The organism is Synechococcus sp. H60.1 (assembly GCF_047462335.1).
Classification (GTDB): Bacteria; Cyanobacteriota; Cyanobacteriia; order Thermostichales; family Thermostichaceae; genus Thermostichus.
In genome coordinates this window covers 1-21288 of sequence record NZ_JANSJA010000019.1, presented here as the reverse complement: position 1 = coordinate 21288, position 21288 = coordinate 1, and the positions used below count along the sequence as shown (strand labels likewise).

Here is a 21288-nt window from a genome sequence, read left to right as displayed (position 1 = left end):
TTGGCCTCTTCCGGAGTCATGAAAAACAGCCGCTCTGTGTCCTTCTTGATGCGCTCCAGAGGCTGACCCGTGCTGCGGGATAGTTCCTCCAGCATCATGTTGCGCAAGGTCAAGATCTCGCGGGTGCGAATTTCAATATCGCTGGCCTGTCCGCGAGTGCCACCGTAGGGCTGATGCAGCACGATTGTGGCATTGGGCAAGCTGGCCCGGAACCCTTTGGCGCCCGCCGCCAACAGCATGGCCGCCATGCCAATGGCATTGCCAATGCAGATGGTATGCACCGGCGGCTTGATGTAGTTCATCGTATCCAGAATGGCAAACGCTGCCGTGTCGTAGTTGTAAGTGCCCGTCGAGTTAATGTACATCTTGATCGGCTTTTCCCGATCCTCGTACTGCAAATACAGCAGTTGTTCCACAATCAGCTTGGTGACGTTGGCATTCGACTCCTCTGCTAGGGGCAGGCCCAGGTAGACAATGCGCTCCTGCAGCAGCAGCGAGGCCAAATCGGGAGGCGGAGTCCGAACCGGAGCGCCGCCATAGTAGTAGGTCGATTGCACCATGCCAAAGTTCTCCTACGGCCAATCCCTTGACTCTAAAGACAACTGCCTAGAACAGCAACACAGACGAAGGATAAGAGCAAGGGATCCGAGAACAGCAGCGGATCCCTTGTCTTCCTAGGAACCAGAACCGGAAGGGGAGACTCAGATGTCCCGCGGCAGCTTTACTCCGCTCCCTGCGGCAAGAGAACCCGCTCCGGCTCTGTGACCAGCACCTTGGGCTTACGCTCCTCGTCCACATCGATGAGGACTTCCGAGCCCTCTTTGACATGGCCAGTCAGGATCTCTTCCGCCAAGATGTCTTCCAACAGGCGCTGAATAGCGCGGCGCAGCGGACGTGCCCCATAGCTGGGGTTGTAGCCCTCCTCCACCAGCAGATCCTTGAAGCGATCGCTGACCGTGAGGTAAATTTTCTTCTCCCTCATGCGGTCGAACACTTCCTTGAGCAGGATATCAGCGATCTGCTTCACTTCATCCCTGGTCAGTTGCCGGAAGACGATGATCTCGTCCACCCGGTTGAGGAACTCGGGGCGGAAGTACTGCTTCAGCTCCTCGTGCACCAGGTTGCGGATGCGGTTGTAGTTCGCATCTTCGTCGTTGGTGTTGAACTCGAAGCCGAGGCTGCCGCCGCCCTTCTCGATGACCTTCGAGCCGATGTTAGAGGTCATCACGATCAGGGTGTTTTTGAAGTCCACCGTGCGGCCCTTGGCGTCGGTCAGGCGGCCATCCTCTAGGATCTGCAACAGCAGGTTGAACACATCCGGGTGGGCTTTCTCGATCTCGTCGAAGAGCACCACCGTGTAGGGACGGCGCCGCACCGCTTCCGTGAGCTGGCCCCCCTCGTTGTAGCCGACATATCCGGGCGGGGATCCGATCAGCTTGCTGACCGTGTGCCGCTCCATGTACTCCGACATGTCGAGGCGAATCATGGCCGACTCGGAGCCGAAGAAGTAGGCCGCCAGGGCCTTGGTCAGCTCGGTTTTGCCTACCCCCGTTGGGCCGGAGAAGATGAAGCTGGCGATGGGGCGGTTGGGGTTTTTTAGCCCCACGCGAGCGCGACGAATGGCACGGGAAATGGCCCGCACCGCCTCATCTTGGCCAATGATGCGCTGGTGCAGGGTTTCCTCCATGTGCAGCAGCTTCTCTGACTCGCTCTCGGTCAGCTTGGCCACCGGCACCCCTGTCCAGGCGCTCACCACCTGGGCAATGTCCTCTTCGGTGACCTCCGGCATCTCTTCGCGGCTGCTTTCCTCAGCCTTCTTGGCAGCAGCAATGGCGCGGATCTGCTGCTTGATCTCCATCTCCCGATCCCGCAGCTCACCGGCCCTGTCGAAGTCTTGGGCCCGCACTGCGGCATCCTTCTCCTTGAGCACCCGCCGCAGCTCCTGATCCAGCTCCCGCGCCGCCGGCGGCAGTTGCGAGTTGATCAGGCGCACCCGTGAAGCCGCCTCGTCGATGAGGTCGATGGCCTTGTCCGGCAGGAAGCGGTCGGAGATGTACTGGTCGGCCAGCTTGGCCGCTGCCTCCAAAGCCGCGTCGGAGATCTTCAGCTTGTGGTGTTGCTCGTAGCGCTCCCGCAGGCCAAACAGGATCTCGATTGTCTCTGAAACGCTCGGCTCGCCCACCATGATGGGTTGGAAGCGACGCTCCAGAGCGGCATCTCGCTCGATGTGCTTGCGGTACTCATCCAGCGTGGTGGCGCCGATGCACTGCAGTTCGCCGCGGGCCAGGGCGGGCTTGAGGATGTTGGCAGCATCGATGGCCCCTTCGGCAGCCCCGGCCCCGATGAGGGTATGCACCTCGTCGATGACTAGGATGATGTTGCCGGCGTTGCGGATCTCATCCATGATTTTCTTGAGGCGCTCCTCAAACTCGCCGCGGTACTTGGTGCCGGCCACCAACAGGCCGATATCCAGGCTGACTACCCGCTTGTCGGCCAAGATGTCGGGCACATCCCCCTGCACAATGCGCTGGGCCAAACCTTCGGCAATGGCGGTCTTGCCGACGCCCGGCTCGCCGATGAGGACGGGGTTGTTCTTGGTGCGGCGGCCCAAGATCTGGATCACCCGCTCGATCTCCCGCGTCCGACCCACCACCGGATCCAGCTTGCCCTCTTGGGCCAATTGGGTGAGGTTGGAGCCGAATTCGTCCAGGGTTGGCGTTTTGGTGCGGCTGGAGGATCCACCCCCTGCCGTCACTTCGGCGGTCTCGCCCAACATGCGGATCACCTGGGTGCGCACCTTGGACAGATCCACCCCCAGGTTTTCCAGAACGCGAGCGGCTACCCCTTCCCCTTCGCGGATCAGGCCCAGGAGCAGGTGCTCAGTGCCGATGTAGTTGTGGCCGAGCTGGCGAGCTTCCTCCAAGGAGAGCTCCAGCACTCGCTTGGCGCGGGGAGTGAAAGGGATCTCGACAGCCACAAAGCCGGATCCCCGGCCAATAATTTTCTCGACTTCAATGCGGGCGTCCTTCAAGTTCACTCCCATGGACTTGAGAACTTTGGCGGCGACCCCAGTGCCCTCGCCGATTAACCCCAACAAGATTTGCTCAGTGCCAACGAAATTGTGACCTAACCGTCTGGCCTCCTCCTGGGCCAGCATGATCACCTTGATGGCTTTTTCTGTAAAGCGTTCAAACATGATCCTCGGGCTCCCTACGCCTGCATCAAGGCGGACTTGATAGGCCTAATCCTAACACAGGATTCAGGCCAACTAAGGTAGGGTAAATACCCCAGACGAAAAATCATCTGGGATCGTGACGCGCCTGGAGAGATTTGAACTCCCGACACCGTGGTCCGTAGCCACGTGCTCTAGTCCACTGAGCTACAGGCGCAAGCTATCTACCTACAGGAAAAGCAAAACAGCCACGGTTGAAGACCTGTCTCTCCTCTTCAGAGATGGACGCCTATCAGTGTGGCTTAGGTATTCTAGCACAAGAGCGTTTTTGGGAAAGTCCAAGGGGGGTGTAGATATCCGCCAAGGTTCAACAATGCCCTGGCCAGGAGCGCAGAACTTCTCCCCCCACCTCGAGGCCGGCTTGGGAGCTGCTGGCCGTGAGCACCTGGATCCAGACTTGGCCGTTGCGCCGCCACAGGCGGGTTTGTAGATGCCCGGCCAAGGTGTCGCGGCAGTTGCGCCGCATCCCTTGCGGGCCAGGGGTGAAGACGGTTTGCCCAGGCTGCCGTGTATGACCTTCTACTTGGATGCACCAGTGGGATCCCTCACCGCGCACCTGCCAGGATCCCCAGGGATCCACTTGCCAGCTTAGCCGCGCTTGGCCGGGCCGCCATTCCAAAAAAGGCTGGGATCCCCACCCATGCAAGCTGATTAAGGCGACTTCTTCGGGGCGGGTGAGCACCTGTCGCTCGGCTCCGGCGCAGGTGAGGCTGAGGCCGGGATGGTCGGGAAAAGCGTTGCACTGGATCCAAAACCAGCGACGAGGGAAGCTCTGCCCCCAGTTTTTTTCGGCGTAGGCGGGAGCCTGCTCGAATGCGTAGCGCCTGCCCCGCCACTCCACCCAGCCGCTGGCCAGGCCGTGGCTCATCAGGATCTGCCAGCCCGGCTCAAAGATGGGCAGATAAGACCAGGCTCCCATGGTGGCCCGCGGCGGGATCCCATAGGCGCAGCAGGGTTGGATGCGATAGAGCCAGCGAACCGGCTCGGCCCGGGTGGGATCTGGCAGGATCCCTTGGTTGAGGTGGGCGCTGTATTGGTAGCCGCTGGCGGTGCGCTGGAAAAAGGTGAGGGGCTCCTGCAGCCCTCGCCAGCTCTCGCCTGGCCCGCCGGAGTGCCCCAAGGCCAGATGCCGCCAACTGGCCCAGAAGCGCTGCGGGTTGGGGAAGGTGCGCCACTGCAGCTCCTCGTCCGGCCCCAACACCTGCGCCATGCCTCCTCGCCTGGGATCGATGGCGTACATGAAGGCAAAGCTGAGGGGCGGATCCCCGGGCAAGGTGACACGGCTGTACCAACCTTCAAAAAACGGCTCGGCACAACCGTCCCAGTGATAGCCGGCATGGGGCAGGGATCCCCCATCCGTTGAGCCGTTTTGCTTAAAGCCCTCTGCCACCGGAGAGCAACTCCTTCGAGAATTACTAGAAGATAGAGAGAAACCTATAGATATCAAAAGAATAATTGTATTGTCTCTATGCCTGTCTGCTTTTAGGATATCAACCAAGCTGAGATTTAAGGATTTCTTTACGAGGGGAATCCGTCGGTCTAGCGGCTTGAACTGAAAAGGTTTTGCTTGGCGCTCACATATTCTGTCAAAGATGAGGTGATCATGACATCACGTCGCAGCTTTTTGTTGTCCGCGGGTGCAGCCACAGTGGGTGGGCTTGTGAGTGGCAGCCTAGCACGGGCCAGTACGGGCTACTGGGTTGCTCAAGCCAGCGGCCCGGAAACCCCCAACCTCAGGCTGGGTTTTATTCCGATTGTGGAATCTGCCCCTCTGATCATCGCCAAGGAGAAGGGCTTTTTCGCCAAGCACGGCATGACCGGCGTAGAGGTGTTGAAGCAGGCCAGTTGGCCGGCAGCCCGCGACAACGTGGTGATCGGCTCGGCGGGTGGGGGCATTGACGGCGGGCAGTGGCAGATGCCGATGCCCCATATGATCCACATCGGCGCCATCACCAACAACCAGCCGGTACGCATGGCGGTTCTGTGCCAGTTGATCACCCAAGGCAACGGGATTGCCATTGCCGGAATGCATGCGGGCAAGGGCTTGGGGCTGGATGTTTCCGGAGCCGCAGACTACATCAAAAATTTCAGCGCCAGCAACGGACGCAAATTCAAGGCCGCCCATACCTTCCCCAACGTCAATCAAGATTTTTGGATCCGCTACTGGCTGGCTGCTGGGGGGATAGATCCGGATCAAGACATCGACCTGTTGGCGGTACCCTCTGCCGAGACGGTGCAGGGGATGCGCAATGGCACCATGGATGCTTTTAGCACCGGGGATCCCTGGCCCTACCGGATTGTGGCCGATAAAATCGGCTTCATGGCGGCCCTCACCCAGCAGATTTGGCCTTTTCACCCTGAAGAATACTTGGCCATTCGCGCCGACTGGGTGGAGAAAAACCCCAAGGCCACGCAGGCCACTTTGATGGCGGTCATGGAAGCGCAGCAATGGTGCGACGATCCGGCCAACCGTGAAGAGCTGGTGCGCATCCTTTCGGGGCGTGCTTATCTAAATGTGCCGGTCGAGGTTCTCACGCCTCCTTTTCAGGGCAAGTACGAATTGGGAGACGGCAAGCCGGCTGTTCAAGATTTCAGCGCCGGGCCCCTGTACTGGGAAGATGGGCGGGGCAGCGTCTCCTATCCCTACAAGAGCCATGACCTGTGGTTCTTGACCGAATCGCTGCGTTGGGGCTTCCACGCTCGCTTCCTCAAGGATCTGGATACTGCCCGCCGTCTGGTGGATGAGGTCAACCGCGAAGATCTCTGGCGCGAGGCCGCCCAGGCTTTGGGGGTGAAGAACATTCCCAGCAACACTTCGCGAGGAACGGAGCGTTTCTTCGATGGGGTGGTGTTTGACCCTCAAGATCCCCAGGCCTACTTGAACAGCCTGAAAATCAAGAGGGCCTAGTCTCGGCTCAGGTCAACATAGACGTGCTTCTTGTGTAGTAGAGATCCAGACCATTGGCGGGATTCCATTGAGTTAAAAAAAGCTGGGCCGAGCTGCCCCCTCCCATCAAGTTAAACTGTTAGCCTTGCGCCTTTTGAAGGATTCTGATGAAGATTTCTGAACGCTATGGCGAGGATCGGCTATGTTAGCTCTACTTCACGTTCCGCGGGAATACTCCAGGGATCCCTGCTTCGAGAGACCGGCTCAGCCCCACTGGGACAAGCTCATCCTCTCGATAGCGATGGGGGCGCTGATTTTACTGATTGTTGTGAGAGTTTTGTCGAGCTTGCAGTCCTTGTGTTTGCCCGTCCAAGGAAGAGGCAAGTCTGATCCAAGCTCGTGCTCTGTTGCCAGCACTCTGTAGAACCCCTCGGTCGAAATGTTCTGGGGGCGCAGCAACGGAGAACTGTGTAAAACCCTATCCTCTCTAGGAGCCATGACGACGACACTTTCTTCTCCGACAAAGTCTTCGACGGCCAAGTTCGACTTTGCCAAGTATCGGGATCAGATCCTCCCTCCCGTGGTTGGCATTGCGGGATTTTTGTTGATCTGGCAACTTTTGTCCAGCGCCAACCTGATCCGGCTGCCGGGACCGTGGGATATTTGGATGGATGAGCGCAGCCGTTATCTAATCCTGCATCCTCTGTATCGCAACAGCGACCTCGACCAAGGGCTGCTGTGGCAAACCTTGGCCAGCCTGCAAAGGGTTGCCATCGGCTACTGCAGCGCTGCCTTAGTGGGCATTGCCCTGGGGATCTTGGTGGGCAGCAGCGTGTGGATCAACCGCGCTTTGGATCCCATCTTCCAGTTTTTGCGCATGGTGGCTCCCTTGGCCTGGGTGCCCATCTCCTTGGCGGCTTTGCAGCGCAATGAGCCGGCTGCCCTGTTTGTTATTTTCATCACCTCGATCTGGCCCATTTTGATCAACACAGCGGTGGGGGTGAGACAGATTCCGGAAGACTACATCAACGTTTCTAGAGTGTTGAGGCTTTCCAAGATAGACTTCTTTTTTAAGGTGCTGTTGCCCTCTGCTTTGCCCTACATGTTCACAGGTTTGCGAGTTGGCATCGGCCTCTCCTGGCTGGCGATTATTGCTGCAGAAATTGTCATGTCTGGCGTGCCAGGGATCGGCTTTTTTATCTGGGATGCCTACCAGCAGAATTATGTAACTGAGATCATCGTTGCTGTCATCTACATTGGGGCGGTGGGCTTGCTTTTGGATCGGCTGGTGGCTGCCCTGCAAAACAAAATAGCCAATCGCTAGCCCCGTTTGCAGATCTTTTCACTGCATGTCCATCCAATTGAGTTGGGATCCCTCTTCCATTGTCTTTGAGTGTTTGCTCCAATCCGCTCTTCAAAAAGAGTAGAATTGAGGTCTGGGATCCGAGTTGCCGAGCAAATTGAGAGTATCTACAGGTGGGGAGGTCTTCTGTGTCTGTACTGGTCAGTGTAGAGCAAGTGGAAAAAGCGTTTGGTCTGCCTGGGGGCCAAGAATATCTTGCTCTCCAAGGGATCGATCTCCAAATTCACCGCGGGGAGTTTGTCTCCTTAATCGGCCACTCCGGCTGCGGCAAGTCCACCCTGTTGAACATGGTGGCGGGGTTGTCTTTACCTACCGGAGGGATCGTGGCTTTGGATGGACACACCATCACCGTTCCCGGCCCCGATCGCATGGTGGTGTTTCAGAATTACTCCCTTTTGCCCTGGCTAACGGTTCGGCAAAACATTGCCCTGGCCGTAGACGCTGTGCTGAAAAACTACTCCCCAGCAGAGCGTCAGCAGATTGTCGAAGAACATATCGATCTGGTTGGTTTGCGGCAGGCGGCGGATAAGTTCCCAGCGCAACTCTCAGGGGGCATGAAGCAGCGGGTAGCCATCGCTCGCGCTTTGGCGGTAAGGCCCAAGGTGTTGTTGTTGGACGAGCCCTTTGGCGCTTTGGATGCCCTTACACGGGGGAATCTGCAGGAGCAGTTGATGCGCATCTGCGAAGAACATCACGTGACTACCCTTATGGTTACCCACGATGTGGATGAAGCCGTCCTGCTCTCGGATCGGGTGGTGATGCTGACCAACGGGCCGGGATCCCGAATTGGCAATATTTTAACCATCGATATTCCCCGCCCCCGCCGCCGGTTGGAGGTCGTCAATCACCCCAGCTACTACAGCTATCGCAGCGAGATTATCTACTTTTTGAACCAGCAAAAACGGATCAAGCAGTGGCGGGCCCGCCGCAGCACCGTGGTGGCCAGGCACGGTTTGGAAAAGATCAACTTGGAGATTGGCTTTGTGCCCCTGACCGCCTGCGCCCCGCTGGCGGTGGCCAAAGAAAAGGGGTTTTTTGCCAAACACGGCCTGGAAGAAGTCAATCTGGTGCGGGAGACCAGTTGGCGAGGGATCCAAGACGGCATCCAGGGAGGTTACTTGGATGCGGCCCAAATGCCCGCCGGCATGCCGGTGTGGATGTCTCTGGGCGGCGGGGACAATCCGCCTCAGCCGGTGGTGACTGCCCTTACCTTGACCCGCAACGGCAATGCCATTACCCTGCACAGGCGCTTCTACGAGCAAGGGATCCACACGCTGAGCCAGTTGAGGGCTTACATCTTAGATAGCCCCAGCCGTCGGCTGACCTTTGGGGTGGTGCATCCCAGCTCCATGCACAACTTGCTGCTGCGCTATTGGCTGGCAGCCGGCGGGATCCATCCGGATCACGATGTTGTGCTGAAAACCCTGCCCCCGGCCCAGATGGTGGCCAACCTAACAGCCGGCAACATCGACGGCTACTGTGTAGGAGAGCCTTGGAACTTGCGGGCCGCTCTGGAGGGCAGCGGTTTTGTGGTGGCTACCGATCTGGAAATCTGGCCCGGCCACCCCGGCAAAGTGTTGGGGGTGCGCGAAGAGTGGGCCAGGGCCTATCCCAACACCCACATTGCCCTGGTGAAAGCGTTGCTGGAAGCCTGTCGCTACTGTGAAGATCCGGCCCACCACGACGAGATTCGCGAGCTGCTCAGCCGCCGCGCCTACCTGAGCACTGATCCTTCCTACATTCACCTGGGGGATCCCCAGCGCCTGCTCTGTGACCTAGACATGCCAATGCGGGAATATGCCCACCACCGCTTCTTTCTGGGCGCCGGCAACCGTCCCAGCCGCACCGAGCATCTGTGGATGATGACGCAAATGGCCCGCTGGGGGGATCTGCCCTTCCCGCGCAATTGGGTAGAGATCGTGGAGCGGGTGTGTCAGGTGGGAGTCTTCAGTACGGCGGCCCGCGAGCTGGGGCTGGATGTGTCTTACCAACGCCAGCCCATTCAATTGTTCGACGGGATCCCTTTTAATGGCGAGGATCCCTTGGCTTACCTCAACAGTCTGGCCATTAAGCACGACATCTACGTGGCTGAGGTTGCTTGGGATCGTCGTCCCGTGTTGCTCTAGAGATCTCCTTGGTAAAAGCACGTTCCCAGTTGTGAGAAAACGATGAATTGGAGCACCCCACGATGACTGCTCTCTTGACAACCTCTACCGCAGTAGCCACAGCCGCAGAGCCCTACTTAACCCTTGAGAATGTCAGCAAGACTTACCCAACTCCTAGGGGGGAGTATCCCGTATTGCGCGATATCAACCTCAGCGTCTGTGAAGGAGAATTTGTTTGCATCGTTGGGCATTCTGGCTGTGGCAAAACCACCCTGCTGAATATGGTTTCTGGCTTTACCCAGCCCACCGGCGGCTCGGTAAAGCTCAAAGGCCAGCCAATTACAGCTCCTGGGCCAGATCGCATGGTGGTGTTTCAGAATTACTCTCTTTTGCCCTGGCTCACAGTTTATGAAAATGTTTACTTGGCTGTTCAGGCGGTGTTTCCCCAAAAGAGCCAGTCAGAAAAGCATCAAATTGTAGAAGAACACCTGAATTTGGTGGGGCTGGGGGAAGCAGCCCAGAAATATCCTCCGCAAATTTCCGGAGGGATGAAACAGCGGGTGGCCATTGCCCGTGCCTTGGCAATTCGCCCAGCAGTGCTGATTTTGGATGAACCCTTTGGGGCTTTGGATGCCATCACCAAAGAAGAACTTCAGGAGGAGCTGCTGCGCATTTGGGAGGAACATCGCTGCACAGTTTTGATGATCACCCATGACATTGACGAGGCACTGTTTTTGGCCGACCGTTTGGTCTTGATGACCAGTGGCCCTGCGGCTACCATCGGGCAAATCATCTCTATTCCCTTCCCGCGTCCTCGCGACCGTGAGCGAATGCTTGAGGATCCCCAGTACTATCGCCTGCGCAACTCCGTCCTCAGCTACCTCTACGGGCACGAGGCCAACCCTGAGGCAGCCCACCAGTGAGTTAAGTCCAACTTTTTGGGACTTTCTATGCGAGGGTGACTACGCCCGCAGATGGGGGCACTTCGGCTAAGAGGGTAGGGTACGCCTGCGGTGAGTCAGTCGTCCGAGGGTTCTATCTTGGGATCCAAGCTCTTGGCGGTAAGGCGCAAGGCTTCCGCCTGATCCATCACTCGCGGCGCTTGCACTGCCGTCTCAACCCCCTGGCGATAGCTTTCCCAGAGGGGCATTTCCGGGTAGGTTTGCTGCAATTCCTTGATCTCATCTAGCAGAGCGCCCAGCCAGCCAGCCGTGCCCCAGGTGAGCAAAAACTGCAAGGGATTCCAGAGGTTGAGTTGCCGCCCCAATTCGTTGAGGCTTTCGTTGCGAAGGGGCGGGTCGAAGATGTCGGCCACCGTCATCAACTGGCGCCCCAGCAGTGGCCTGAGGGTTGTCTCAGCAGCCTCTACGACAGCGGGAAGGGCAGCTTGGATGCGCTCAGGACTGGGAATGTGCCGGGCCTGGGGCAAAGCTTGGAGCAGCAATTCCAGTCGTCGTTCGGCTTCTGCTGACTCCAAAGCCGCTTCTAGGGTGGTGCCCACGCTGAGAAACACTTCTCCCGTCAACAGCCGCACTGCATCGATAACCAAGTGGTACAGCGGGGGGATCACCAGCTTGATCCACTCGCTCTGGAAAAACTCCCGCAGCCGCCGCGCCAGATACTCCCCCACCTGCGTGGTTTGGATCCCCACTTGGGTGAGGGAGAGGTACCAGTCGGGCGGGGATCCCTTGGGATCCAGCCACTGGCGCAGGGTTTGCCATTCCTCTTCGGTGAGGGCAGTTCGCCCCTGTTTTAAGATGCTGCGCCGCAGCTTGCCCTCGGCATTCAAGAGCTTGCGCAACTCTGGTGTACCCAGCAAGGAGAGGGCGCCTGCGGATCCCACGCTGCCGATCTCGATGGCAATGAGGGCGGCCAAGAGGGCGGCTGAAGCTTTCACTTGGATCTCGCCGCTTTTGTCCATGACCAAAGGTAGGCGGCTGTTGCCATAGGCCCGCAGGCTCATTGCCACCAGGGCGGAGCGCTGCTCAGCAGTCAACCCCTCCGCCCAGGAAGGGATGCCGTTGGTTTCTGCCCTGGGATGGGTCTGCTCCTGCAGGCCCTGATAGAGCAGGCTGGCCACCCAGGCTCGGTCGGCAGCCCGTTCCAGAGAGCCGATGACCACCTCCCATTGGCTGGGGTTGAGCAGAGGCAAAAGCGCTTGCAGTTCTCGCTGGAGGGGCTCTGGAGAGGTTGTGGCTCTGGCTTTGTCCAGAGTTGCCTGTAGCCGATCCCTTGCCTCGCGGCACAAGCCCCCCCACTCCAGTTGCAAACGAGCTAGGGTCTGCTGCACCGTTTCTTCAGAGCGTCGGGGCAGCTCCTGCCAGCCTGCTTCCAGTTGCCGCCACAGCTCCTCCCAGTTCAGATCCCCAGCTCTGGCCCACGAAGGTGGAGAGTTCGCCGGCGCAGCGGATGGGGCAGCGCTGGGATTGGGGGAGAAGACGGGATCCGAAAACTCAGGCATGGGCACCTCAGGGGAATTACCGGCATTATAGCTAGGGGTAAAAGGCAAGCCGCGGCAGGCCCAAGGTTTCCGGCCACCCCATCATCAGGTTGAGGCATTGCACCGCTTGCCCGGCTTGCCCTTTCATGAGGTTGTCGATGACCGACAGAACAATCACCCGGTTGGTGCGAGTATCCACCTCCACCCCAATCATGCAGGTGTTGGTGCCAGCCACCCACTTGGTTTGCGGGTAAACGCCGCGGGGCAGCACCTTGACCCAGGGGGATTGGCGGTAGAAGGCGTTGTAAATGGTGATGAGATCCTCGCCCACGAGACCAGGATCCCGCAGGTTGGCGTACAAGGTCACGTGGATGCCCCGCACCATTGGCACCAGGTGGGGCGTAAATTGCACCGTGATGGGGGTGTGGGTGAGGTCGGAGCAGGCCTGCTCGATCTCGGGCGTGTGCCGGTGTTGGGCCACGCCATAGGCACCCAGCGAGCTGTCCACCTCGGCAAATAGGGATCCCAGCTTGGGGGTGCGGCCTGCGCCGGAGACGCCGGACTTGGCATCGAAAATCAGGCTGTCCAGCTCCACCAACCCCTGCCGCAACAGAGGGGCAACCGCCAGGAGGGAGGCCGTGGGGTAGCAGCCGGGGCAGGCTACCAGTTGGGCTTGGGCAATAGCCTCCCGGTAGAGTTCTGGCAGCCCGTAAACCGCCTGCTCGTTGGCCTGGCGATAGGCAGGGCTGGGCCAATTGGGATCCGTCTGCCCCAGGCGATACCAGGATTGGTAGGTGGCCAGGTTGCGAAAGCGGTAGTCCGCCGAGAGATCTAGGACTTTGCACCCCTTGGCCAGCAAAGGCGGCGCTAGGTCTGCGGCCAGTCCGTTGGGCAGAGATAAAAAGACAACGTCGCTGCTAGCGGCGATGGCCTCCACATCCACTGGCTGAATGGTCAAGTCCACCGCCTGGGCTAGATGGGGGTAGAGATCCCCGTAGCGTTTGCCGGCGCTGTCTTGACCGGCCAGGTAGGTAATCTGCACGCCGGGGTGTTCGCTGAGCAGCCGCACCAACTGCACCCCTCCATACCCGGAGGCCCCGACAATGGCGACGCAGACGGGATCGGTGGGAGGAAGAGAACGAGGCGCCGTAGTGGCCATGGGGGCTGCCTGAACAAAATTGACGGCTTGCCTTATTATTTATCGCATTTGTTGATCCCATTTGCCGCCGCATTGGTTGAACCCGCCTGCTCTATGGGGGTCAGTGTTGCCTAGCCACAGAGCGGGATTTGTTATGCTGGGCTCACGCGAGCCGCCCGGGCCTCGGCAGCCGCCTTGGCTGTTGAAGTCTTGCCCAGGGGTGTATTCTATTCACTCGGGAAGGTTGTATGTACTACGAGCAACTGATCAACATGATCTTACGGGCCCACGGCCAAAGCAGTCGCCACGGCCTAGATCAGGAAACTTTAACCCTCTACTCCGAAGGCCCCTACACCCTCTACAAGCTCACCTCCCATTTCGACCGCCGCTCCATTTTCGTTTTGGCCCAAAACCAGCGGGATGTGTTTATCTCCGGAGATGCGTTTCACAGCAAGTTGATCCCGGGAGAATGGCAGGAGTGGCTGCAGCAGAAGGCTTTGGCTGTTGCTGCTGAGACACCCCAGGCCAGCTAGCCAGCAAGGGCCAAAACGCCGGGCTGAACCTGCCGGGGCACCACCAAGAGCTGGTCTAAGGCGGCACAATAGGCCAGATCGCTGTCGTTTTCGGGACTAATTGCCAATAGCCGCTGCCCATGGCTGGAGCGCCGCAACAGGCCCAACAGGTCGTCCTGCCAGGTTTGGTAGAGGGCCAGGGCGGCTACTGCCTCATCGTTGCCCAACTGCTCCCACGAGCAGCCCAGGCGATGCAAAATCGCCCCGGCACAGGCGGTGTCTTCCAAAGCAAAAGCCCCTTCCCAGCCGGATCCCACCAGCCACACCTCGGCAAAAGCTCCTCGCCTGAGAAACTCCACCACCGCTCCCACGTTCACCAGGGCCGCTGTGATCACCACCGGGATCCCTTCCAAGCGCTGAAGGGTGCGGGTGCCGTTGGTGGTGCTCATGAAGATGCGCTTGTCCCGCACACGCTCGGGGGTGTATTCGCGGGGGGAGTTGCCCAGATCGAACCCTGCCACTGCTTTGCCCCCCCGTTCCCCGGCCAAAAGCCGCTTGCCAGCCGGCCAGTTCTGGCTTGCTTCCTGAAGCTGTTGCAAGTGGGCAAACACCTGTACTGCTTCTGCGCCTGCAGCCAGGGCTGTGGCGATGGTGGTGGTGGCCCGCAGGACATCGATGGCTACTGCGCAAGCTGGGATCCCTGACGGCGGGACTTGCTCAGGGGTATGGAAGTGGAAAAATCGCATGAGAGAGGGAGCAAAAAAGGTTTAACTAGAGCTCCACCGAGAGCTTATTAGAACTCACGCCGGGCAAACACCAGCACTGTTAAAATGAGCAGCAAGACGGTGTAGATCAGGCCGTAGAGCGCATCACCGAGGAGCTGGGTGGGCGGGGGAATTTGGCCGTAGACGGTAGCATCTCTTAGATTGAAGCGCTCCAGATCCGGCAAGACCAAGTAGATGACCTCGAACACCTTGCCAAAACCTGCATCTTCCACCAGCTTGCTTAACTGCAGCAGGGCGCGGCTGGCGTGGCCCATGATGAAGAGGGCAATTGTGTAGAGGGTGGCCAAAATCGGAGAGGTAAAAACTCCAAACAGCAGCGCTGCCGCCACAATCAGCACCAGCTCCAGAAAGGTGAAGACGGTTGCCCAGAGAACAGCCCAGGGGGAAATAGGGGCCTGCACCACCAGCAGGCTCAGCAAAAAGACGGCCGTCATCATTACTAGCAGCACCGACAGCAAAGCCGACAGGCCCAGATGCTTGCCGACGATGAACTCCGCCCGGCTCATGGGCTTGGCAATCAGTACGTAGACCGTGCGCCTCTCGATCTCTTTATTCACCAGCCCGGTGCCGACGAAAATGGCCACCACCAGTGACAGGAAGTGGATGGCGGCCAGACCCAGATCGGCGATGATCTTGTTGTGAGCCTGGTTAGCTACCTGGGGGATCAAAACGATGGCTCCCAGCATGACCACCGCAAACACCATCACCAGATAGAGAATCCGATCCCGAATCGTTTCTCGGAAAACATTTCGGGCAATGGCCACAAGGCGCGCCGCATCCATAGACCTCGTCCAAAGGAAGTGACGACTCGGCTGTAAACTTGGAGCAGATCCAGCCTTTATTCTATGCAGTTCCAGGCCCAGATCCAGATCCACCTGCGCCCCTCTGTGCTCGACCCTGCCGGGGCGGCTCTCCAGGCTAGCTTGCACCAGTTGGGGCACACCCAGGTGCAGGGGGTGCGCATTGGCAAACACATCCAACTGCGGCTAGAGGCCCCCGACACCGAAACCGCTCAACGCCAAGTCAGCGAGCTGTGCGAGCAACTGCTGGCCAATCCGGTAATTGAGACCTATCAAATCCAAGTGGAGCCTGTAGAAGGTTGATTCGAGGGATCCAGCCTCCCACGAGTTGCCCTAACCCTCGCCACCTTTTTGTTGACAGCAAGGGATCCCCATGACCAAGGTAAGGTTTGGCATTGTCGTTTTCCCCGGCTCCAATTGTGACCGCGACGTGGCCTGGGTAACCCGAAGCCTCTTAGGCTGTCCGACGCGGCTGATCTGGCACCGGGAAACCGATTTGTCAGGGCTGGATGTGGTGGTGCTGCCGGGCGGCTTCAGCTACGGGGATTATCTGCGAGCCGGGGCGCTGGCCCGTTTTGCGCCGGTAATGGGATCCCTGGCCGAGCACGTAGCCCGCGGGGGCTATGTCTTGGGCATTTGCAACGGCTTTCAGATCCTGACAGAGGCAGGGCTGCTGCCGGGGGCGCTGCTGCGCAACGCCAACTTGCACTTTATCTGCGACCGGGTAGGGATCCGCGTGGAGCGGCAAGATCTGCCCTGGACAAGGGCTTACCCTCGCGGAGCCACTCTGACCCTGCCCATTGCCCATGGAGAAGGCCGCTACGTCTGCGATGGCGATACCCTCAAGCAGCTCCAGGATCGGGGGCAGATCGTCTTTCGCTATGCCCCGGTCGCCCCCAATGGCTCGGTGGATAACATCGCCGGCATTTGCGATCCCAGCGGTCGCATCCTTGGCTTGATGCCTCACCCGGAGCGGGCAGCAGATCCCGATTTGCCAGGGCAGGACGGGATCCCTTTTTGGCAGTCCATCGTAACCAGTCTTGCCAGTTGACTAAGACTGCTGGGCCTGAGCCAACACCTGGCGCACTTGGTTGACCATCTCCTCATGATCCACCACTGGCTTAGCAATATAGCCATCGGCCCCACTCTGGGCCAGGAAGGCCTCGCGGTCGCCGCGCATGGCGTGGGCCGTTACCAAGAGGATGGGGATGGAGCTTGTTCGCGGATCCCCCTTCAACAGTTGGGCAATGCGGATCCCGTCCACTGCCTCGCCACGAAAGGTGCTTTGAGAGAGGGAGACATCCAGCAAAATCACGTCCACCTCGCGCGCCTGCGCCAGCCGTAGGATTTCCTCCACATCCTGGCTGTGAAAGACCTCAAACCCGCCTCGCCGCCGCAACACTTTGTCGAAAACGCGGGCGTTAATTGGATCGTCTTCCACCAGCAGCACTGTTGCCATCGCTAACCTAAAGTTGACTTAGTTGCGAACTCAAGCCCCGGCAATCCCCATAGTTCTGGAAACCGTCGCGAAGCAATTCTAGCGATCCTATTTGAGCAGTGGGACAAGGGCTCCCCCTCTAAGATACTGATAGCAATCTCAATAAAGCAGCACCAGCAGCTACCCCCTCTGCCAGCAGGAGAGGACAGCTACTGTTTTGAAAACAGCTTTGCTGGGTTGCCTGGGGGATACTCTACCAGCCTGGAACCGAGCGCTATCTGAAAACAAAACAAGGCCGGGGATTTTTCCGGCCTTGTCCGCGGTACAACTGCCGTCTCTTCGGGCCGCCTCGACCCGCTAACGCCCTCGGCAAGCCGACAGCAGCAGCCCCTAGCTCAGGTTACTTCTTCTGAATCCTAGGAGTTTCGCGAAAGGCAACGGCAAAAAACAGAAGGCCCAACGTCAAAAACAGAATAAAGGTGTAGGTGATGGCTTCCATACCAACCTCCAAATCAAAATTCTAAGGGGGCTTGACTCCAGATTAGCTCGGAACCGTCAGCACCCCCTCTCCCAAGAGAAACAGAGTGCCGACGGTCATCCCGCGAGAAAGCCTTACGCTTCTTGCACCTTGCGAGTGGTGGGATCCCCCACTTTCTGGAAGACGCCGAATTCCACCATTTCCTCGCTCATGTTCGGGTCAATACCGGCGAACACATCTCGGAAGAGAGTACGGGCGCCGTGCCAAATGTGGCCGAAGAAGAACAGCAGGGCAAAGACCGCATGGGCGAAGGTAAACCAACCGCGGGGGCTGGTGTGGAAGGTGCCGTCGGCTTTGGGCGTTTCTCGGTCGAACTCGAAGAGCTGACCCAACTGGGCCATACGGGCGTACTTCTTAACCGTTGGCGGGTCAGTGAACACCTGACCGTCCAGCTTGCCGCCGTAGAACTCCACCGTCACGCCCACCTGCTCAAAGCTGTAGCGCGACTCGGCGCGGCGGAAGGGAATGTCTGCCCGCACCACACCATCGGCATCCCGCAGGATGACGGGGAACGTCTCGAAGAAGTTGGGCATGCGTTGCACCGTCAGCTCCCGACCTTCACGATCCCGGAAGACGGGGTAGCCTAGCCACTCGATGGCAATGCCGTCTCCCTTGTTCATGGGACCGGCCCGGAAGAGACCACCCTTGGCCGGGCTGTTACCCACGTAATCGTAGAAGAGCAGGGACTTGGGCAGAGAATTGTAGGCCTCGCTGCGGGTCATCCCAGCTTCCATAGCGGCATTGACGCGCCGGTTAATTTCCTGGTTGAAATAGCCGGAGTCCCACTGGTAGCGGGTGGGGCCAAACAGCTCCACAGGAGTCGTGGCACTGCCGTACCACATCGTGCCGGCCACCACAAAGCCGGCAAAAAACACAGCCGCAATCGAGCTGGACAGCACCGTCTCGATGTTCCCCATGCGCAAGGCCTTGTAGAGGCGCTGGGGCGGACGTACCGTGATGTGGAACAAGCCGGCAATAATGCCCACGATGCCTGCGGCAATGTGGTGGGCCACCACCCCGCCGGCATTGTAGGGGTTAAACCCGGCTGGCCCCCATTCGGGTGCTACTGGCTGGACGTGCCCTGTCGTCGCATAGGGATCGCTTACCCACATCCCTGGGCCAAACACCCCCGTCAGGTGAAAAGCCCCAAAGCCGAAACAAAGGATCCCGGCCAAGAGCAGGTGGATCCCAAAAATTTTCGGCAAGTCCAAAGCTGGCTCGCCGGTACGGGGATCCCGGAATAGCTCCAGATCCCAGTACACCCAGTGCCAGCAGGCGGCCAAAAAGAGCAACCCAGACAAAACAATGTGAGCAGTGGCTACCCCCTCAAACGTCCAGAAGCCGGGATTGGCCACGCTCTCGCCGTAGATATTCCAGCCGCCCCAGGAGTTGACCACCCCCAGACGCACCATGAATGGCATGACGAACATGCCCTGACGCCACATCGGATTCAGGACAGGATCCGATGGATCAAAAATGGCCGTTTCATACAGCGCCATCGATCCGGCCCAACCTGCCACCAGGGCGGTGTGCATCAGGTGTACCGCGATCAGGCGGCCTGGGTCATTCAATACAACGGTGTGGACCCGGTACCACGGTAGTCCCATAAAACTCGATCCTCCACGTTCTCCAACACTTGCGCGATATCCAGTCAAAAACCTGAAGCCGACATCTTCACCTGGGATCCTGACCTAAGGAGTCTCTTCAGTGTCGAGGGGTGCCGCACCCACCTAACCCAAGAGCGCACCCAGTGAGGATATCGCTCTCAGAATTTTCATCACAGGCATCAGACAGTATAACGAAACGCAACTGACCTGAGCGGCTTCAGGCGGGATGCCCTCTTATTTGCCATCATCTTCCCAGATCTCTCGCCAAAGATTAAAAATATGACTTAAACTGTAACAATACTTAGCAAACTCTGGAGCTTCCCTGGCTCAGTCTAAAAGGTGTCGTGGTTTGGGCGAGGATATGGCAACGATTCGCTTTGTCAACGAAAATAGGGAGATTGTCGTCGCGGAAGGCGCTAACCTGCGCTTGAAGGCGCTGGAGAACCAGATTAACCTCTACAAGATGATGGCCAAGCTGCTCAACTGCGGCGGCAACGGCCAGTGTGGCACCTGTGTGGTGGAGATCGTCGAGGGAGCCGAGAACCTCTCTCCTCGCACCGAGGCAGAAAATCGCAAGCTCAAGCGCAAACCCGATACCTATCGTCTCGCCTGCCAGACCAGGGTATTGGGGGATGTCTCGGTAAGGACTAAGCCTTAAGCCTAGCTTTCCCTTTGGGCAAGGCGGACTTGAGGATGGTATGCTAGCTGCCAGTTGGGTTTGCGGCGTGTGCAGCTATGGAGACAAACTACCTAGGCCTCCTGGCCACCATTCTGGTTATCCTGGTGCCCTCAATCTTCCTGGTGATCTTGTACGTGCAGACTTCCAGTAAGTCGGAAAGCTGACCTAGGCCCACGAAGGCAAGTCTTACCTCCTGCTGAGGAACCAAGGCTCACACAGCGGGGCAGCTTGGTAGCCCCGTACTAAAGTACGGGGCAGAAAAGCCCGTTCGCGTTAGCGGGACGGAGTCCTTGAGCGACTTGAGTCGCTCGCCAATGCCCCAATTCTAAGCAAAAACCCACCCCGGTGAAGGATCCGGACAGTGCTGTCAGTCAACAAGTAAGCGGAACCTTGAGACTGGGTTTCAAGGAACTGTCTAGGGGCGTCTTAACAGTGCTTTTGCGAGTCTGTCTGTCGACTGTGTAAGAATCCCCCGACTAAAGTCGGGGGAGTGTCAATCGACGATGACATGCAAAGCTCAGCAGGGATCCCCAGAGGAAAAGGGGATCCCTCTACTTTTTGCGCCAAGCTGTAACTTGGCCGAGGCGCCCTGCACGCGGAGCCCTCTGGCAACGGTTCCTGCCTGGGTTGCCTGAGAGAAGGTTTCTGCTTTCCCAGATAGACTGGAGTCTATAGCCTTCATCGGAAAATTCGATTTTTGTCTATCCTGGTTTGCCGCTAGGATGCCTTTGAAGATTTTTTACAGGATCTCAGCTAGCGATGGGGTCAGGCAGGCTCCCTGGCCCTAAGGAGGAGTATGAGTTTGGACGGGCTGGTCAGAACCGCGTGGTTAATTCCCCTCTATGCGCTAGTGGCATGGCTGGGGGCGTTGATTTGGTCCCCTGGGATTACCCGGCGCACCGGCCCCCGACCAGCGGGCTATCTCAATGCGCTGCTGACCTTGGTGGCGTTTTTGCACAGTGTGGGGGCGCTGGTGGCAATTTGGGATCAGCCGGCGCAAGTGATTCGGCTGCCCTGGCTGCAGGTGGGGGATCTGGTATTGGAGCTGCCGCTGCAGGCCTCATCGCTAACGCTGGGGGCCTGCGCCGTGGTGACAGCGCTAAACCTGGTGGCCCAGATCTATGGGTTTGGCTACATGGAAATGGACTGGGGCTGGGCGCGGTTTTTCTCCTTGCTGGGCCTATTTGAGGGGGGGATGTGCGCTCTGGCCTTGTGCGACTCCCTGTTTTTTAGCTACGTCATCCTCGAAATCCTGACCTTGGGCACCTACCTGTTGGTGGGCTTTTGGTTTAACCAATCGCTGGTGGTAACAGGGGCGCGGGATGCTTTTCTGACCAAGCGCATTGGCGACCTGTTGCTCTTGATGGGGGTCATCGCCATCTACCCTCTGACGGGATCCTGGGAGTTTGAGGACTTGACGGCTTGGGCAAAGTCGGTGCAGGCAGGAGCTATCTCTGTAGATCCGACCTTGATCACTTTGGCAGGGCTGGGGTTGTTGGCCGGCCCAGTGGGCAAGTGTGCCCAGTTCCCGCTGCACCTGTGGCTGGATGAGGCGATGGAGGGGCCGATCCCGGCCTCGATCTTGCGCAACTCGGTGGTGGTGGGCACGGGAGCTTGGGTGTTGATTCGGCTGCAGCCGCTCTATGCTCTTTCTCCAACGGTGTTGCGAGTGATGCTGGTGATCGGGGGGCTGACAGCGGTGGGGGGAGCCTTCGTGGCTCTGGCCCAAATCGATGCCAAGCGGGCCTTGTCCTATCTGGTGAG

At 58.6% G+C, this 21288-nt stretch carries 20 protein-coding genes and 1 tRNA gene; 10 read left to right on the top strand and 11 right to left on the bottom strand.

Translation table 11 applies throughout. The features are described from left to right. The 4 genes from NW852_RS01065 to NW852_RS01050 form a co-directional block, all read right to left on the bottom strand. A partial coding sequence (locus NW852_RS01065; RefSeq protein ID WP_414426394.1) for an ATP-dependent Clp protease proteolytic subunit occupies window positions 1-560 on the bottom strand: 560 nt, incomplete at its 3' end. Between the two features lie 161 nt (window positions 561-721). Then, a complete protein-coding gene (locus NW852_RS01060) occupies window positions 722-3196 on the bottom strand; it encodes an ATP-dependent Clp protease ATP-binding subunit (protein ID WP_414364112.1) in 2475 nt (824 codons plus the stop codon). Window positions 3197-3315: 119 nt separating this feature from the next. After that, window positions 3316-3389: transfer RNA gene (locus NW852_RS01055), tRNA-Arg, on the bottom strand. Window positions 3390-3539: 150 nt separating this feature from the next. Then, window positions 3540-4622 (bottom strand): tocopherol cyclase family protein, encoded by a 1083-nt coding sequence (locus tag NW852_RS01050; RefSeq protein ID WP_414371384.1) that lies wholly within the window; start codon window positions 4620-4622, stop codon window positions 3540-3542. Window positions 4623-4835: 213 nt separating this feature from the next. Here NW852_RS01050 and NW852_RS01045 point away from each other — a divergent pair, with 213 nt between their 5' ends. From NW852_RS01045 to NW852_RS01030, 4 genes are all read left to right on the top strand, one after another. After that, window positions 4836-6140, top strand: coding sequence for a CmpA/NrtA family ABC transporter substrate-binding protein (locus tag NW852_RS01045; protein WP_414334600.1), 1305 nt, complete (start codon window positions 4836-4838; stop codon window positions 6138-6140). 475 nt (window positions 6141-6615) lie between these two features. Beyond that, window positions 6616-7443, top strand: a complete 828-nt coding sequence (ntrB, locus tag NW852_RS01040) for a nitrate ABC transporter permease (protein WP_414371386.1) — start codon at window positions 6616-6618, stop codon at window positions 7441-7443. 167 nt (window positions 7444-7610) lie between these two features. Then, window positions 7611-9608 (top strand): nitrate ABC transporter ATP-binding protein, encoded by a 1998-nt coding sequence (locus tag NW852_RS01035; protein WP_414371388.1) that lies wholly within the window; start codon window positions 7611-7613, stop codon window positions 9606-9608. 62 nt (window positions 9609-9670) lie between these two features. Then, complete coding sequence (locus NW852_RS01030; RefSeq protein ID WP_414371391.1) at window positions 9671-10510, top strand: ABC transporter ATP-binding protein; 840 nt, start codon at window positions 9671-9673, stop codon at window positions 10508-10510. Window positions 10511-10605: 95 nt separating this feature from the next. On the opposite strand, the gene NW852_RS01025 is transcribed toward NW852_RS01030, so the two are convergent. Together NW852_RS01025 and argC are read right to left on the bottom strand one after the other, a co-directional pair. After that, window positions 10606-12048 carry a hypothetical protein gene (locus NW852_RS01025; protein WP_414371393.1) on the bottom strand — a complete coding sequence of 481 codons (1443 nt, stop codon included), beginning with the start codon at window positions 12046-12048 and terminating at the stop codon, window positions 10606-10608. A 31-nt stretch (window positions 12049-12079) separates the two neighbouring features. Further along, entirely contained in the window at window positions 12080-13186 is a 1107-nt protein-coding gene (argC, locus tag NW852_RS01020; RefSeq protein ID WP_414364108.1) for an N-acetyl-gamma-glutamyl-phosphate reductase, read from the bottom strand. 227 nt (window positions 13187-13413) lie between these two features. Here argC and NW852_RS01015 point away from each other — a divergent pair, with 227 nt between their 5' ends. Next, window positions 13414-13698 carry a hypothetical protein gene (locus NW852_RS01015; protein WP_414364107.1) on the top strand — a complete coding sequence of 95 codons (285 nt, stop codon included), beginning with the start codon at window positions 13414-13416 and terminating at the stop codon, window positions 13696-13698. Here NW852_RS01015 and NW852_RS01010 read toward each other — a convergent pair. Beyond that, complete coding sequence (locus NW852_RS01010; protein ID WP_414371396.1) at window positions 13695-14423, bottom strand: 2-phosphosulfolactate phosphatase family protein; 729 nt, start codon at window positions 14421-14423, stop codon at window positions 13695-13697. The genes NW852_RS01015 and NW852_RS01010 overlap by 4 nt on opposite strands. 47 nt (window positions 14424-14470) lie before the next feature. Further along, window positions 14471-15244: an ABC transporter permease gene (locus NW852_RS01005; protein ID WP_414364105.1), complete on the bottom strand. Its 774-nt coding sequence runs from the start codon at window positions 15242-15244 to the stop codon at window positions 14471-14473. 63 nt (window positions 15245-15307) lie between these two features. Between NW852_RS01005 and purS the strand changes: the two genes are divergently transcribed. Together purS and purQ are read left to right on the top strand one after the other, a co-directional pair. Further along, on the top strand, window positions 15308-15565 hold the full coding sequence (purS, locus tag NW852_RS01000) for a phosphoribosylformylglycinamidine synthase subunit PurS (protein ID WP_414364104.1): 258 nt from the start codon (window positions 15308-15310) through the stop codon (window positions 15563-15565). A 70-nt stretch (window positions 15566-15635) separates the two neighbouring features. Then, entirely contained in the window at window positions 15636-16313 is a 678-nt protein-coding gene (gene purQ / locus NW852_RS00995) for a phosphoribosylformylglycinamidine synthase subunit PurQ (protein ID WP_414364103.1), read from the top strand. Here purQ and NW852_RS00990 read toward each other — a convergent pair whose 3' ends face one another. From NW852_RS00990 to psbB, 3 genes are all read right to left on the bottom strand, one after another. Continuing rightward, on the bottom strand, window positions 16314-16721 hold the full coding sequence (locus NW852_RS00990; protein WP_414364102.1) for a response regulator: 408 nt from the start codon (window positions 16719-16721) through the stop codon (window positions 16314-16316). Between the two features lie 379 nt (window positions 16722-17100). Next, window positions 17101-17199, bottom strand: a complete 99-nt coding sequence (locus NW852_RS00985; RefSeq protein ID WP_011429542.1) for a photosystem II reaction center protein T — start codon at window positions 17197-17199, stop codon at window positions 17101-17103. 113 nt (window positions 17200-17312) lie between these two features. Further along, window positions 17313-18845, bottom strand: a complete 1533-nt coding sequence (gene psbB / locus NW852_RS00980) for a photosystem II chlorophyll-binding protein CP47 (protein ID WP_414364101.1) — start codon at window positions 18843-18845, stop codon at window positions 17313-17315. A gap of 361 nt (window positions 18846-19206) precedes the next feature. Between psbB and NW852_RS00975 the strand changes: the two genes are divergently transcribed. The 3 genes from NW852_RS00975 to NW852_RS00965 all read left to right on the top strand — a co-directional run. After that, window positions 19207-19503 carry a 2Fe-2S iron-sulfur cluster-binding protein gene (locus tag NW852_RS00975; RefSeq protein ID WP_414371400.1) on the top strand — a complete coding sequence of 99 codons (297 nt, stop codon included), beginning with the start codon at window positions 19207-19209 and terminating at the stop codon, window positions 19501-19503. A 77-nt stretch (window positions 19504-19580) separates the two neighbouring features. Then, on the top strand, window positions 19581-19688 hold the full coding sequence (gene psbM / locus NW852_RS00970) for a photosystem II reaction center protein PsbM (protein ID WP_011429539.1): 108 nt from the start codon (window positions 19581-19583) through the stop codon (window positions 19686-19688). Between the two features lie 632 nt (window positions 19689-20320). Next, on the top strand, window positions 20321-21288 hold a 968-nt coding region (locus NW852_RS00965), incomplete at its 3' end, for a proton-conducting transporter membrane subunit (RefSeq protein WP_414426393.1).

What these genes read in the sequence shown, in the direction of transcription:
- NW852_RS01060 (WP_414364112.1), bottom strand. Translation starts at nt 3,196, where the DNA reads ATGTTTGAACGCTTTACAGAAAAAGCCATCAAGGTGATCATGCTGGCC.
- NW852_RS01045 (WP_414334600.1), top strand. Translation starts at nt 4,836, where the DNA reads ATGACATCACGTCGCAGCTTTTTGTTGTCCGCGGGTGCAGCCACAGTG.
- ntrB (WP_414371386.1), top strand. Translation starts at nt 6,616, where the DNA reads ATGACGACGACACTTTCTTCTCCGACAAAGTCTTCGACGGCCAAGTTC.
- NW852_RS01030 (WP_414371391.1), top strand. Translation starts at nt 9,671, where the DNA reads ATGACTGCTCTCTTGACAACCTCTACCGCAGTAGCCACAGCCGCAGAG.
- NW852_RS01025 (WP_414371393.1), bottom strand. Translation starts at nt 12,048, where the DNA reads ATGCCTGAGTTTTCGGATCCCGTCTTCTCCCCCAATCCCAGCGCTGCC.
- argC (WP_414364108.1), bottom strand. Translation starts at nt 13,186, where the DNA reads ATGGCCACTACGGCGCCTCGTTCTCTTCCTCCCACCGATCCCGTCTGC.
- NW852_RS01015 (WP_414364107.1), top strand. Translation starts at nt 13,414, where the DNA reads ATGTACTACGAGCAACTGATCAACATGATCTTACGGGCCCACGGCCAA.
- NW852_RS01010 (WP_414371396.1), bottom strand. Translation starts at nt 14,423, where the DNA reads ATGCGATTTTTCCACTTCCATACCCCTGAGCAAGTCCCGCCGTCAGGG.
- NW852_RS01005 (WP_414364105.1), bottom strand. Translation starts at nt 15,244, where the DNA reads ATGGATGCGGCGCGCCTTGTGGCCATTGCCCGAAATGTTTTCCGAGAA.
- purS (WP_414364104.1), top strand. Translation starts at nt 15,308, where the DNA reads ATGCAGTTCCAGGCCCAGATCCAGATCCACCTGCGCCCCTCTGTGCTC.
- purQ (WP_414364103.1), top strand. Translation starts at nt 15,636, where the DNA reads ATGACCAAGGTAAGGTTTGGCATTGTCGTTTTCCCCGGCTCCAATTGT.
- NW852_RS00990 (WP_414364102.1), bottom strand. Translation starts at nt 16,721, where the DNA reads ATGGCAACAGTGCTGCTGGTGGAAGACGATCCAATTAACGCCCGCGTT.
- NW852_RS00985 (WP_011429542.1), bottom strand. Translation starts at nt 17,199, where the DNA reads ATGGAAGCCATCACCTACACCTTTATTCTGTTTTTGACGTTGGGCCTT.
- psbB (WP_414364101.1), bottom strand. Translation starts at nt 18,845, where the DNA reads ATGGGACTACCGTGGTACCGGGTCCACACCGTTGTATTGAATGACCCA.
- NW852_RS00975 (WP_414371400.1), top strand. Translation starts at nt 19,207, where the DNA reads ATGGCAACGATTCGCTTTGTCAACGAAAATAGGGAGATTGTCGTCGCG.
- psbM (WP_011429539.1), top strand. Translation starts at nt 19,581, where the DNA reads ATGGAGACAAACTACCTAGGCCTCCTGGCCACCATTCTGGTTATCCTG.